Origin of the sequence: Dactylosporangium sp. CA-152071 (genome assembly GCF_050936335.1) — a bacterium.
Classification (GTDB): domain Bacteria; phylum Actinomycetota; class Actinomycetes; order Mycobacteriales; family Micromonosporaceae; genus Dactylosporangium; species Dactylosporangium maewongense.
Window position 1 is genome coordinate 8,291,271 of sequence record NZ_JBNJMZ010000001.1, and the last position, 12,998, is coordinate 8,304,268.

General features: G+C 72.6%; 12 protein-coding genes. 7 read left to right on the forward strand and 5 right to left on the reverse strand.

All coding sequences use genetic code 11. The features are described 5' to 3' along the window. Positions 1-69: 69 nt before the first annotated feature. Positions 70-300 carry a hypothetical protein gene (locus tag ACQEVZ_RS37425; RefSeq protein WP_433375391.1) on the reverse strand — a complete coding sequence of 77 codons (231 nt, stop codon included), beginning with the start codon at positions 298-300 and terminating at the stop codon, positions 70-72. Positions 301-523: 223 nt separating this feature from the next. Beyond that, entirely contained in the window at positions 524-931 is a 408-nt protein-coding gene (locus tag ACQEVZ_RS37430) for a hypothetical protein (RefSeq protein WP_433375394.1), read from the reverse strand. A 137-nt stretch (positions 932-1,068) separates the two neighbouring features. Between ACQEVZ_RS37430 and ACQEVZ_RS37435 the strand changes: the two genes are divergently transcribed. Beyond that, a complete protein-coding gene (locus ACQEVZ_RS37435; RefSeq protein ID WP_433375397.1) occupies positions 1,069-2,706 on the forward strand; it encodes a substrate-binding domain-containing protein in 1,638 nt (545 codons plus the stop codon). 1 nt (position 2,707) lies between these two features. On the opposite strand, the gene ACQEVZ_RS37440 is transcribed toward ACQEVZ_RS37435, so the two are convergent. The 3 genes from ACQEVZ_RS37440 to ACQEVZ_RS37450 form a co-directional block, all read right to left on the reverse strand. Then, positions 2,708-3,847, reverse strand: coding sequence for an alanine--tRNA ligase-related protein (locus ACQEVZ_RS37440; RefSeq protein WP_433375400.1), 1,140 nt, complete (start codon positions 3,845-3,847; stop codon positions 2,708-2,710). 231 nt (positions 3,848-4,078) lie between these two features. After that, entirely contained in the window at positions 4,079-5,134 is a 1,056-nt protein-coding gene (locus ACQEVZ_RS37445; protein ID WP_433375402.1) for a hypothetical protein, read from the reverse strand. Positions 5,135-5,255: 121 nt separating this feature from the next. Continuing rightward, positions 5,256-5,552 (reverse strand): YkvA family protein, encoded by a 297-nt coding sequence (locus ACQEVZ_RS37450; RefSeq protein WP_344503430.1) that lies wholly within the window; start codon positions 5,550-5,552, stop codon positions 5,256-5,258. A gap of 30 nt (positions 5,553-5,582) precedes the next feature. Between ACQEVZ_RS37450 and ACQEVZ_RS37455 the strand changes: the two genes are divergently transcribed. From ACQEVZ_RS37455 to ACQEVZ_RS37480, 6 genes are all read left to right on the forward strand, one after another. After that, on the forward strand, positions 5,583-6,710 hold the full coding sequence (locus ACQEVZ_RS37455; RefSeq protein ID WP_433375404.1) for a damage-control phosphatase ARMT1 family protein: 1,128 nt from the start codon (positions 5,583-5,585) through the stop codon (positions 6,708-6,710). A 280-nt stretch (positions 6,711-6,990) separates the two neighbouring features. Then, a complete protein-coding gene (locus ACQEVZ_RS37460; RefSeq protein WP_433375407.1) occupies positions 6,991-8,967 on the forward strand; it encodes a peroxidase family protein in 1,977 nt (658 codons plus the stop codon). Positions 8,968-9,010: 43 nt separating this feature from the next. Further along, positions 9,011-9,520 carry a hypothetical protein gene (locus tag ACQEVZ_RS37465; RefSeq protein WP_344503433.1) on the forward strand — a complete coding sequence of 170 codons (510 nt, stop codon included), beginning with the start codon at positions 9,011-9,013 and terminating at the stop codon, positions 9,518-9,520. Between the two features lie 9 nt (positions 9,521-9,529). After that, complete coding sequence (locus ACQEVZ_RS37470) at positions 9,530-10,225, forward strand: hypothetical protein (RefSeq protein ID WP_433375410.1); 696 nt, start codon at positions 9,530-9,532, stop codon at positions 10,223-10,225. Between the two features lie 61 nt (positions 10,226-10,286). Further along, positions 10,287-11,303: a hypothetical protein gene (locus tag ACQEVZ_RS37475; protein WP_433375413.1), complete on the forward strand. Its 1,017-nt coding sequence runs from the start codon at positions 10,287-10,289 to the stop codon at positions 11,301-11,303. Positions 11,304-11,323: 20 nt separating this feature from the next. Continuing rightward, positions 11,324-12,961, forward strand: coding sequence for a hypothetical protein (locus ACQEVZ_RS37480; protein ID WP_433375416.1), 1,638 nt, complete (start codon positions 11,324-11,326; stop codon positions 12,959-12,961). The last annotated feature ends 37 nt before the right edge of the window (positions 12,962-12,998 follow it).

The following is a 12,998-nucleotide window of genomic DNA, read 5'->3' on the forward strand; positions in this document are numbered from 1 at the left end:
CCTGCCGGCTGGACCGTGACGTCCACATCGGGGAGCGGACACCCTGGCGTGGCCGCCGGGCGCGGCGCCTCAGTGTGCGACGACCTCGGCGTTCAAGCGCTGGACGAGTGCCCTGGCCTCCTCCTCGCGCCCTGACGGCACCAGGAGGTCCGCCAGCTGGTGCTCCTGCATGACGCCGTCGCCGCTGCTGACGGTCGTCGTGAACACCACCCGCATCGGCCGGCCTGCCACCAGCGTGACCTCGGTCAACGGGCCGGTCGGGGCGAAGGCCGTGCAGCCAGCAATTCGCCGGCCGAGCACGACCGCACCGCTCGCCGGTCCAGGCGGATTACGTGAGCCCGGACAGCCACGCGATCAGCATGACCCCCAGGGTGCCGAGCACGAACCAGACGAGCGCCGTCCACAACGCCGAGCCAAGGCTCGGAGGTCGTCGCGCATGTCTGGCCATCGCGCCATCATCCCCCATCGGCCACGCGACAGACGGCCCCTGCTCAACGGGGAGCCGGGGCGAAGCGCTGAACAGCTACAGCAGACCGCTGCTCGCGATCGTGTTCGCCCGCTGTCGTCTGACGCGCAGTTCGATGACCCCGATCACGGCCAGACAACTGATCCACGCAACGCAAACAGAGCCGAGGTGGAGGAGCCAGGTCGGCTGCGGCTCCAGGGGCCAGGCCAGATCAACGACGCCCCAGACAACGCCGGCGGCGGCGACCAGCCCAGCCAACCGGACCAGCCTGACCCGGAACCGCATCACCGGGCCGGGGGTCTCACTGACGGTCCAGAACGCACCGACCCACGCCCCCGCGGCGGCTGCGTTCGCGGCCGGAGGCCACACCGCATCGAGGAGCAGCGACACGGAGGCGGCGGCAACGACAACCCATGTCATTCGCATCACGGCCGATTTCCATGCGAACTGCTGAGCCATCCCCATGCCGACACGATAATTCGCCGTCCACCGTGCCCACCTTCCGCCAAGCGGGCGGTGGGTCACCGGGAGTTCGGGTGCTGCATGTCCGGCGGACGTGTGGGGGTGACCGGTTCCTCGACGGGCGGGTGCAGCGTCCGGGCATGAAGATCCGGGGTCTGGTCATGCTCGCCGTCGTGGCCGGTGCGGTTGCCTGGCCGGGGGGAGCGCGGGCCGAGGTGGGTGCGCCGGTCTTCGGGGCCGGGTCGAACTGGGCCCAGCCGGCGGTCAGGACGTGGATCCTGCAGGCGGCGCCGCGCGCCGGTTACGCCGACGTGGGCAGCACCACCGGGCGGCAGCAGTTCGCCGCCGGGGCCGTCGACTTCGCGGTGTCGGAGACGCCGTACGGGTTCGACGGGGTGGACCAGCCGCCGGCGCGGCCGTTCGCGTACGTGCCGGTGGCGGGCGGCGGGCTCGCGTTCGTGTACAACCTGACCGTCGACGGCCGGCGGGTCACGGACCTGCGGCTGTCCAGCGGGACGATCACCGGGATCTTCACCGGTGACATCACGCGGTGGGACGACCCGCGGGTCACGGCCGAGAACCCCGCGATCAGGCTGCCGGCGCGGGCGATCAGGCCCGTGGTGCGCGAGGACAGGGCGGGCACCACGGCCGCGTTCACGGGGTGGATGAGCGAGCGGCACCCGGACCGGTGGGACGCCTACTGCCAGGCGCACGGGCGGCCGTCGCCCTGCGGGGCCACGTTGACGTTCCCGGTCGGCGGGCAGGTGGCCCGGGTCGGGTCGACCGGCGTCGCCGGGACGGTGGTGCAGCCGGGCGGCGACGGCATGATCGGCTATGTGGAGCACTCGTACGCGCGGGCGAACAGGCTGCCCGTCGCGAAGGTGCGCAACCAGGCCGGGTACTACATCGCGCCGACCGCGAGTGCTGTCGGGGTGGCGCTGTCCGGGGCCGGGCAGGACCGGCGGGCGTACCCGGTGTCGTCCTACGCGTCGCTGATCGTGCCGACGACGACCGAGGCCGGCTTCACCGTGGAGCGCGGCCTCACGTTGAGCGAGTTCGGTCGGTACGCGCTGTGCCGCGGGCAGCGCGACGTCGAGTTCCTCGGCTTCGCGCCGCTGCCGGTGAACCTGGTGCGGCCGGGGCTTGAGCAGCTGCAGCGGATCCCCGGGGCGATCACCCGCGCCGACCCGCTCGCGGGCTGCGCGAACCCGACGTTCGCCGCCGACGGCACCGACACGTTGCTGGCGACGGCCCCGCAGCCGCCGGAGTGCGACAACCAGGCCAGCGGCACACAGTGCGTGACCGCGAGCCCGGCCGCGCCGCACGCGCAGACGGTCGACGCCGACGTCGCGACCGGCGTGTTCTCCCTCGCGGTCGAGGACGATGTCGCGGTGCTCACCGGCGGCAGCGTCGGCGGCGAGGCGATCGGCGGGCTGCCGGCCGTCACGGTCACGGACCTGCGCGGCACCAACCCGGGCTGGAACGTGACCGCGCAGGTCGAGGACTTCGTGCACAGCGCACGGCCGGACGCGACCATCCCCGGCGCGCAGCTGGGGTGGGACCCCGCCGCGGAAGACGGAGGCGGCTCCGGTCACGCCGCGGCAGGCGTACGGGTGGTGCCCGGCTCCGGCGGGCTGGCCGGCGGGGCCACCCTGTGCGCGGCGCCGGCGGGCGGCAGCGCGGGCACGTTCCACTGCTTCGCCACCCTGATCCTCGCCGTCCCCGACAGCACGCTGCCGGGGACCTACGCCGCGACGCTGACCCTGACGCTCGCCTGAACTACGCCGCCGTGAGGACCTCCTCGACGAGGTCGCGGGGGATGCCGTGGGTGTCGTGCAGGTAGTGGAAGTCGTCGTCGGTGAGGGGGCCGCGGAGCAGGAGCCGCTGGACGAGGGGGCGGCCGCGACGCAGGAGCGCCTGGAAGCGCCGTTCCTCGTACACCAGGACGTCATGAACATAGAGAGGATCGACCCGCAGGGAGAACTGGGACACGGTCTCGCCGAGGGGCTCGACGGGCAGGTCGCCGAGGGTGCGGGAGGGGTCGTCGCGCCAGAGCTCGGTGAGGGTGCGACGGATGAGGCGGCGCAGGACGTAGCCGCGGCCGGTGTTGGAGGGGTGGACGCCGTCGCCGATCACGACCGCGGACGAGCGCAGGTGGTCGCAGACGAGCCGGGACGGGGTCCACAGGGACGACACCGTGCGGGTCCACGGCTCGAAGACGTCGGTGTCGAAGACCGACGAGCGGCCCTGCAGGACCATGGACATGCGCTCCAGGCCCATGCCGGTGTCGACGCCGGGTTGCTCGAGCGGGCTCAGGCTGCCGTCGGGGTGGCGGCGGTGGCGCATCATGACGTGGTTCCACACCTCGACCCAGTTGTCGTCGGTGGATGGTGTACCGGTGGGCGGGCCGTCGCCGGTCCACACGAAGATCTCGGAGTCGGGGCCGCACGGGCCGGTCGGACCGTTGGACCACCAGTTCTCGTCGCCGAGTTGTTCCGCCGGTACGCCCAGCTGGCGCCACGTGTCCAGCGAGCGCGGGTCTTCTTCGTACACCGTGACGTGCAGCCGCTCGACCGGCAGCTGGAACCCGTCGCGGAGCAGCTCGAAACCCCAGCGCAGGCTCTGGTCGCCGCCGTAGTCGCCCAGCGACCAGGACCCCAGCATCTGGAACACCGTGAGATGCGTGTCGTCGCCGACCTCGTCGAGGTCCGTGGTGCGCAGGCATCGCTGCACACCGGTGAGGCGGCGGCCGAGCGGATGCGGTTTCCCCTCGATGTACGGCGTGAGCGGGTGCATGCCCGCGCTCGTGAACAGGACCGGGTCGTCCTGCGGCGGGATGAGCGTCGCGTCGCCGAGGAGCTCGTGGCCGCGCTCGCGGTAGAAGTCGAGGAACGTGCTGACGATCTGGCGGGTGTCCATGGGTGGGCCCTTCGGGGAATGGACCGGAGGACGGGACCCGGCAGCGCATACAGAAACAGCCGGCGAACCGTTTCCGGTCGCCGGCTGAACTGGAGGAAAGATCAGGCAGCAGCGTCCGGCGAGCGGTGAGCTCGCGCGGCCGCGGCAACGAAACGCCTGATACGCATGCGGAGAGTGTACCTCAGCGGCCGTTCCTCGGATCGCTCCTCAGATCGCTCCTCAGGTCGCTCCTCAGAAGCGGGACGAGTACTCGACGGTGAAGCCGCTGTTGACGGCGGCGCCGGCGTTGTTGAAGCAGCTGACGCGGATGCCGAGCGCGCCGGCGCCGGGGGTCCACGGCGAGTGCAGGCCGCAGAAGTCCGGCGTGGTGCCGAACGCGGTGACCTGGACGTTGCCGGGCGGGGCGGCGATCGAGGCGAACGTGACGGTCCAGATCGGGGGACCGCCGGCCAGGGTGCCACCGCCGCCGGCGGAGTTGAAGTTCGTCAGGGGCGGGCCAAGCGGCGGGGTGTTCCAGAGGTAGCCGAACCGGTAGGGCGGGGAGGCGCCGCCGTACAGGGCGCGCTGGTAGGTCCATGTGAGCGTGAAGCGGGTGTTGGTCGGCACGCCGGCGGAGCTGAAGCAGTAGACGCGGAAGAACTGGCCGTTGGCGGAGGACTGCCAGCTGGCGACCTTGCACCTGGCGCCGGCGGCCGGGTTGACGGCGGTGGCCTGGACGTTGCCGGCCTGCGGGCCGGCGGTGCCGAGGCCGGTCAGCGCGACCGAGTAGAGGCCGGGGCCGGCGTTGGTGACGGTGTTGGCGGCACCGGTCGAGTTGTACTGGGTGATGATCCCGCCGGCGCTGTTCGCGTCCACGTAGCCGAAGCGGGAGGCGGCGAAGACGCCGGAGCTGCGGGCGAACTGCACGGAGAAGCCGGGCTGCGAGTCGAGGATCCCGCCGGGGCGGTAGCAGCTGACCATGACGAGCTCGTCCGGGCCGGAGGGGCCCCACGCCTCGGCCTGGCACCAGCGACCAGGGGGAGTGGCGAACCCGTCGTGCACGGCGGTCACGTGCACGACGCCGCCGGCGGTGGCGATGCCGGGGAACTTGACCAGCCACCGGCCGACCCCGCTGGGGCTGACGGTGGTCGCGGCCGGCCACTGCTGCGACACCACGCCGCCCGACCACAGCGCGAACCCGAACGCGTCGGGCAGCAGCGCGGCGGCCGGCCTGGCGGCGCCGAGGGCGCCGGTGAGCGCGGCGGCGAGCATGACGGCGACGGCACCCGTCAGTCGTCTGAACCTCATACGTTGCCTCCATCCTGGGAAGGGGGAGGGCAGCGTATCGACCAGTGTGGATTGGTAACGGTCGGATCGAGGACTCGCGGCGCGGCGCCGCACAAAGAGTCGTATGGGGTGATTGCCGGTGTCAGCGGACCTTCTGCTGCGGGCGCTCCCGGTGCTTCGCCGCCAGGCGGGTCAGGTAGATCAGGGCCGCGCCCAGCACGCCGACGTCGTCGAGGTAGATCGGGTCGGGCAGCAGGTCGACCGGGGAGATGGTGTAGATGATCGCGCCCCAGAACGCGAACTTGCCGCCCGCGCCCATCGCCTGCAGGTATTTCCCGGTCTTCCAGACGCGGGTGGCGAGGACGATCGCGGTGACCAGCATGGCGACCAGCAGCAGCCCGCCGATCACGATGAGGCCGTAGAACACGATGTCGTCCATGGGCGTGAGTCTACGGGTGATACTCGCACCATGCCCGACACGCCGCCCGTCACGCCGCCTCAGATCACCGGGGCCGACCCCGCGTCGTTCGCCGCCGCCGTCCTGCGGGACCGCCACCCGGCCATCGTGGCCAGGGTCCTCGCGGACTTCCCCTTCGCCGCGCCGGTCCGGGACGCGCTTGCAAGGCTCTTGCAGGACCCCACGGTGACCCCGCTGCCGCGCGACGCCCACGACTGCAAGGACTGGGACCGGTGGGGCGAGCCGTACTTCGGGCGGTCGATGTTCGAGGTGCCGTTCCTGTGGGCGGAGAACTACTTCTACCGGCGGCTGCTGCACGCGACCGGCTACCACGAGCCCGGGCCGTGGCAGGGGATCGACCCGTTCGGGCCGCAGAAGGCCGCCGACCTGCCGGGTCCGGCGGAGCTCGCGGCGCTCGACGCGCTGCAGGCCCTGCCGGAGGACGATCAGGCCGCGGCGCTGGTGGCGGCGGCGCTGTGGGGCAACCGGGCCGATCTGGGGTTCCAGCTCGCGCACGGACTCGCCGACATGCAGGCCGAGCTCGTGGCGGACGACACCGAGCGGCTCTGGAAGTGGCTTGCAAGTGGCGGCGGCACCGTCTGTGTGGTCGCCGACAACGCGGGCCGGGAGCTGCTGCCGGACCTGGTGCTCATCGACTTCCTGCTGCGCACCGGCCGGGCCGCCCGCGTCGAGCTGCACGTCAAGCCCGCGCCGTACTTCGTCTCCGACGCGCTCACCGCGGACGTCCTGGCGGAGCTGCGGCGCTTCGGCGACGGCAGCGAGATCGGGGGGCGGCTGTGGGAGGCGCTGCGGGCCGGGAGCCTGAAGCTCGTCACCGACCCGTTCTACTGTGCGCCGCTGGAGTTTCCGGAGATGCCCGCCGGCCTCGCCGCCCGCTTCGGGGCGGCGACGCTGACCATCCTCAAGGGGGATCTGAACTACCGGCGCCTGGTGGGCGATCGCGACTGGGCGCCGGAGACGTCGTTCTCGGGTCTTACCGCATACTTTCCCGGGCCGGTCGCGGCCCTGCGAACGGTGAAGTCGGACGTGGTCGCCGGGTTGGCCGCGGGCGTCGCGGCGAAGCTACCCGCGTCATGGCGCACCAGCGGCAGTTTTGCCATGGTCCAAGTGCGGGGTTGACACCGTGGCGGTGGTCGTGAAGGTCGGGCCGGCCCAGATGCTGCGGTTCGTCGTCATGTTGAGCACTCTGCCGGGCGCCACTTGGCGGCCACTTGCGGTCGGCTTGCGAAACCCCTCAAGGGTGGTTGCGGTCACGCATCGATGGCGCTTGTGGCCCGGATATTTCCGACATGTCGGTCGCTGCAAGCCTTAAGACAGACTTGAAGACCCCTTCATTGACGCTCCTGCACGGGCGGCGAAGCATTGCCATCGGCGAGGCGGTCGCACCTGTGGAGGAGTCATGGGTCATCGCATCGGCAAGCTCGTCCCGTTCTCCGTGCAAGTCGTGGCGCTGGCGGTGGTGGCGGCCGGGGGCACGGCCGTCGCGCTCGCCGCCGACGTCGCACCCGGGTTCTCCGGCCGGCACCGGCCGCCGGGGCGTGGTGGGGGCGTCGACCTGGAGGTGCAGAGTCTCGACGGATCCGGCAACAACCGTGCACACCCCCGGTGGGGCAGCGCCGGGCAGCCGTACAGCAGGGTCGCGCCAGCGCGCTACGCCGACGGCCGGTCCGCGATGGTGCAGGGCCCTGACGTGCGCTGGGTCAGCAACCGCGTCTTCAACGACACGAACCAGAACATCTTCTCCGACCGCCGGGTGAGCCAGTGGGGCTTCGTCTGGGGCCAGTTCGTCGACCACACCATCGGCCTGCGGGAGGAGGGCACCGCGGAGAAGGCCGACATCGCGTTCAGCGCCGCCGACCCGCTCGAGTCGTTCACCAACACGCTCGGTAGCATCCCGTTCACCCGTTCCAGGCCCGCTCCCAGGCCCGCCCCCGGCGGCGGGCCGCGGCAGCAGACGAACCTGGTCAGCTCCTACGTCGACGCCTGGGCGGTGTACGGCGGCACCCGCGAACGCCTCGAATGGCTGCGGGAGGGCCCGGTCGACGGCGACCTGACGAACAACGGCCCGCACCTGCTGCTGCAGGACGGCTACCTGCCGCGCCGCGACAGCCGCGGCGACCCCGGCACCGCGCCGGCGATGGCGGTCGACGGGATGCTGCTGGGCCGCCCCGGCCGGGCGGTCGTCGCCGGCGACCAGCGGGCCAACGAGAACATCGGGCTCACCGCCGTCCAGACGCTCTTCGCCCGCGAGCACAACCGGGTCGTCGACCTGCTGCCCGCGACGCTCAGCGCCGAGCAGCGCTTCCAGATCGCCCGCCGGGTCGTCATCGCGGAGCAGCAGTTCATCACCTACGAGCAGTTCCTGCCCGCGCTCGGCGTCACCCTGCCGAGGTACCGCGGCTACCGGCCCGACGTGGACGCGTCGCTGTCCAACGAGTTCGCCACCGTCGGGTACCGCGCCCACAGCATGATCCACGGCGAGCTGGAGGTCTCGTCGGCCGCGGACCGCTACAGCACCGCCGTGCTGGACCAGCTGCGCCGCGGCGGCGTACAGGTCGAGGCCGACGGCGCCGAGGTCGAGCTGGCCGTCCCGCTCAACGTCGCCTACTTCAACCCCGATCTCGTCCCGGCGCTGCAGCTCGGGCCGCTGCTGCGGGGCATCGGCGCCGAGGCCGAGTACCGCAACGACGAGCAGATCGACAACCAGCTGCGCAGCGTCCTGTTCCAGGTCCCGGTCGCCGGCAACCCGCGGTGCCTGGACGGCCCGGCCCTCCCGCAGTGCTTCCGCGGCGTCGTCGACCTCGGCGCGATCGACGTGCAGCGCGGCCGCGACCACGGCATCCCCGGATACAACCAGCTGCGCCGCGCGTACGGGCTGCCGGCCCGCCGCACGTTCCGGGCGATCACCGGCGAGGCGACCGAGGAGTGGCCGCGCGACCCGCGGCTGACCGCCGGCAAGGAGGTCGACGACCCCTCGGCGCTGGACTTCGTCGCCCTGTTCGACGCCGCCGGCAAGCGGGTCGACCCCGCGTCGGAGGAGGCGTCGACCTCCGTCACCCGCGGCGTGCGACGCACCGCCCTCGCCGCCCGGCTCAAGGCGGTGTACGGCTCCGTCGACCGCGTCGACGCGTTCGTCGGCATGGTGGCCGAGCCGCACGTGCGCGGCACCGAGTTCGGCGAGCTGCAGCTGGCGATCTGGAGCCGCCAGTTCCAGGCGCTGCGCGACGGCGACCGCTTCTTCTACCGCACCGACCCCGGACTGGAGATGATCAGGCGGGTGTACGGGGTGGACTTCCGCCGCTCCCTGGGTGACATCATCGCCCTGAACACCGACATCGCGCGATCAGACCTGGCGCCGGATGTGTTCCTGGTCTGACGCTTTCCTGGTTTTGTTCCGTGGGCCTGGGTAGGACCTCGCAATGCAACCTGAAGCCGACGAGTCGGTGCCGGAGCTGGCGCCTCAGCCTGACGACGAGCCGCCGGCGCCCGCGCCACCCTCTACCTCGACCGGGCAGACCTCCTCCCCGTCCGGGCCGACCAGCGGTGCGGCCGGGCAGATCAGCGGTGCCGCCGGGCAGACCAGCGGTTCCGCTGCCTCGGCCGGTGGGCAGACCAACGGCGTGCCGTTCCGCGCGAACACCGGCGGCACACCCGCCGGGGCCCTGGCGACCCTCTGGAACGACAGCGACCGGCACCGTATCCGCGGCAAGTGGCAGGAGCTGCAGGCCAAGTTCCTCGACGACCCGCACCTGGTCGCCTCGGAGGCCGAACGGCTCGTCCAGGAGGCGGTCAGCTCCCTGACCACCTCCCTGGACGCCCGGCGCAGCCAGCTGCACCAGCAGCGGGCCGCCCGCGGCCTCGACACCGAGAACCTGCGCGCCTCGCTGCGCGACTACCGCGAGTTCCTCGACCGCATCCTCGGCCTCTAGGGGGTCCACATGAACTCGACGACGATCACGATCGGCCTGGTCGTGCTGGCCCTGGCGGTCGGCGGCTGGATCCTGCTGCGCGGCGGCAAGGAGGAGGAAGAGGAGGAGACGGCGGCCTCGTCGGCCCCGCCCACCCCCCGCCCGCCCGTGGCCGCGACACCCGGAGCCGCGATGCCCGGCACCGGCATGCCTGCCGCCGCGATGCCCGGAGCCGCGATGCCTGGCGCCGCGATGCCCGGCGCGGCGGTGCCCGGCACCGGCATGCCCGGCACCATGCCCGGCGCCATGCCCGGCATGCCCTCCGCGAACGGCAACGGCATGCCCGTCAACGGCGCGCAGATGCCCGCCTACGGGGCCGCCTACGGCGCCGCGGCCGGCGTCCCCGCGATGCCGTCGCCGATGTCCTCCGTGCCGGCGCCCGGCTCCTACTACTCGTCCACGTCCTCCCTGACGTCGGAGGGTCACGCGTACGAGGTCCGGGCCCGCTGGCAGGAGCTGCAGCTGCGGTTCGTCGACGACCCGCAGACCGCTGCGGGCGAGGCGGAGCGCCTCGTCGACGACGCCCTCGCCGGGGTGACCGCGTCGCTGAACGCCCGCAAGGACCAGCTCAGCACCTGGCGCGCCAGCGGCCGGGACGACACCGAGCAGCTGCGCGCGGCGGTCCACGGTTACCGCGACTTCCTGACGCACCTCGTCGGTCCATAGTTACTGGTTTCGTTTGATACGCACTGTCTGGCGGGCATACCTCCTGTGAAGGAGGACCGCCATGACAACCACCCAAGTTCTCATCACGATCGTCGTGCTCCTGGTGATCGCGGCGATCGGTTACGGCATCTGGTTCGTCACCCGGCGGCGGGCGCTGCAGCACCGGTTCGGCCCCGAGTACGACCGGGCCGTCGCCGAGGGTGACAGCCGCGCCGCCGCCGAACGGGAGCTCCGCGAGCGGGAGCGCCGCCACGCCGAGCTGGAGCTGCGCGAGCTCACCCCGGAGGCGCGCACCCGGTACACCACCGCTTGGACCGAGATCCAGGCCCGCTTCCTCGACGACCCCGCCGGCGCCGTCCGCGACGCCGACGCCCTCGTCACCGAGCTGGTCGCCGAGCGCGGCTACCCGACCGGCGAGTACGAGGAGCAGGTCGCCCACCTTTCCGTCGAGCACGCGCGCACCCTCGGCCACTACCGTGACGCGCACGAGATCAGCGACCTCAGCGACCGCGGCGAGGCCACCACCGAGCAACTGCGCCAGGCCGTCGTCCACTACCGCACCCTGTTCTCGGACCTGCTCGGCGTCGACGCCACCCCCGGCGCCATCTCGTCATCCGCGGCCCCCTCCGGTACTGCTACCTCCGACGCTGCTACCTCCACCTCCGGCGCTGCCGCCTCCGACGACGTCCGCGCTGCTCATGCGGTCCGCGCCGATGACGTCCGTGCCGACGGTGTCCGTGCCGCCGATGGCCGTGCCGACGGCCTCCGCGCCGACGATGGCCGTGCTGACGGTGTCCGTGCTGACGGTGTCCGCGCTGACGGTGTCCGCGCTGACGGTGTCCGCGCTGACGGTGTCCGCGCTGACGGTGGCCGCGCTGACGGTGGCCGCGCCAATGCGGTCCACGCTGACGACGCCCGTGCCGACCATGTCCGTGCCGACCATGTCCGTGCCGACCATGTCCGTGCCGGCGCTGTCCGTGCCGACGATGCGGCTGACGCTTCCGCCGTCCGCGACACCGACGTGCCCGGGCAGCGCGACCCCGAGGACGTTCCCCGCGACACCAGCCGCCGGTCGTAGGCCGGGAAAGGAAACCCCCGATGCAGGATCAACGCGGCAACCTCGACGAGACGCACGTGCCCGGCCCCCGCCACCCCTCCGACGACGACAGCACCGACGACACCGCCGTGGGCACCGCCCACGAGACCGGCGTCGTCGAAGACGCCCGCACCGACGACGCGCGAGAAGGCGAGACGTACCCGGCGGGAACCTACGCCTCGGGGTCCGCCCTGACCGACGCCGACCACGACGGCTTCGCCGACCGCGACGACGTCAAGCTCGTCGACCACGACCGGGCCCTGGAGGAAGAGCGCGCCGAGGACCGCGCCGACGGCGACCGCTCGGACGACACCCTGTCCGACGGCGGCTCCGACGACTGGACTGGGAACCGTGCCGGCGACGACCGCTCGGACGCCACTCAGGCCGAAGGTGGTCCCGACGACTGGGCGGGGGACCGTGCCGACGACGCGCGCTTGGACGAGACCCTGGCCGACGAACGCTCCGACACCCGGGCCGACGATGGCTCCGTCGACCACTCCGACGATGGCTCCGCCGACTGGACCGGCGAGCGCTCCGACGACCGGGCCGACGACGGCTCCGGTGACCGGACAGACGATCGGAGCGGTGACTGGGCCGGCGGGGCGACGGACACCGGCAACCCCACCCGTGACGAGACGGCCGAGGAGATCGCGGCCCGTGACGAGGACGAGGCCCGGGGCGACGCCGACTTCGTCCCCGCGGACATCGAGTCGCGCGCCGACGAGCGCGGCGAGGAGGAAGCCGCCGCCGCGGAGGACGCCGAGGACCGTGCGTGGGCCGCGGACCACGCGACCCAGCTCCGGGCCGGCTCCCTGCCGGAGGACCAGTCGGACACCCGCGCGGGCGACCACACCGCAGTCCTCGCGGACGACCGCACCGACGACGAAGCTTCCGGCACGCGTTACGCCGACACCGCCGTCCTGACGGACGACCACACCGACGACGACGCCTCCGACACGCGCGACGCCCACACCGACGGACGCTTCGACGACGCGCCCGCCTACGCGGGGGCCGACGACGCGTCCGCCTTCACCCACGCCGACGACGCGTCCGACTATGCGGCAACGGGCAACCGTGTCGATGACGATGCGGATGTCGATGTCGCCGACGACACCGATGCTGACACCGCGGACGACCGCCGGGACGGCACCCTCGCCGGGCCGGTCCTGACCGACGACCCAGTCGTGACCGACGAGCCCGTCACCGCCGGCGAGGACGGCGCCAGCAGCGAAGCGCTCGAAGGTGGCGAGGCGCTCGACGCCGGCGACGTCGTCGCGGTCCCCGTGCCGGCCGGAGCGGCGGTCGGCGACACCACCAGCGCGGAAGGCGGGGCCGGGCAGGACCTGCGGCCCGGGGCGGTCGAGACGGTGCCGGTCGGGGCGATCTGGGCCGAAGGCGCCGCCGACGGCCTGCGCGAACGGTGGCGCGAGCTGCAGCTGCGCTTCATCGACGACCCGCGGTCCGTCGCCGGCGAGGCCGACCAGCTCGTCACCGAGGCGGTCGCGGCCGTCACCGGAGCCCTCGAGTCGCAGCGGGCGCAGCTGAGCGCCTGGCAGCAGGAGGGCGGCGAGGACACGGAGCGGCTGCGGGCCGCGGTGCGCCAGTACCGCGACTTCCTGGACCGCCTGCTCGGCCTGTGACCGGATAGCTTCCCCGCGAAGATACCCGGTGGTAACC

Coding starts and splice junctions, on each gene's coding strand:
- ACQEVZ_RS37465 (WP_344503433.1), top strand. CDS start 9,011: ATGCAACCTGAAGCCGACGAGTCGGTGCCGGAGCTGGCGCCTCAGCCT.
- ACQEVZ_RS37475 (WP_433375413.1), top strand. CDS start 10,287: ATGACAACCACCCAAGTTCTCATCACGATCGTCGTGCTCCTGGTGATC.
- ACQEVZ_RS37435 (WP_433375397.1), top strand. CDS start 1,069: ATGAAGATCCGGGGTCTGGTCATGCTCGCCGTCGTGGCCGGTGCGGTT.
- ACQEVZ_RS37480 (WP_433375416.1), top strand. CDS start 11,324: ATGCAGGATCAACGCGGCAACCTCGACGAGACGCACGTGCCCGGCCCC.
- ACQEVZ_RS37430 (WP_433375394.1), bottom strand. CDS start 931: ATGGGGATGGCTCAGCAGTTCGCATGGAAATCGGCCGTGATGCGAATG.
- ACQEVZ_RS37450 (WP_344503430.1), bottom strand. CDS start 5,552: ATGGACGACATCGTGTTCTACGGCCTCATCGTGATCGGCGGGCTGCTG.
- ACQEVZ_RS37440 (WP_433375400.1), bottom strand. CDS start 3,847: ATGGACACCCGCCAGATCGTCAGCACGTTCCTCGACTTCTACCGCGAG.
- ACQEVZ_RS37445 (WP_433375402.1), bottom strand. CDS start 5,134: ATGAGGTTCAGACGACTGACGGGTGCCGTCGCCGTCATGCTCGCCGCC.
- ACQEVZ_RS37455 (WP_433375404.1), top strand. CDS start 5,583: ATGCCCGACACGCCGCCCGTCACGCCGCCTCAGATCACCGGGGCCGAC.
- ACQEVZ_RS37470 (WP_433375410.1), top strand. CDS start 9,530: ATGAACTCGACGACGATCACGATCGGCCTGGTCGTGCTGGCCCTGGCG.
- ACQEVZ_RS37460 (WP_433375407.1), top strand. CDS start 6,991: ATGGGTCATCGCATCGGCAAGCTCGTCCCGTTCTCCGTGCAAGTCGTG.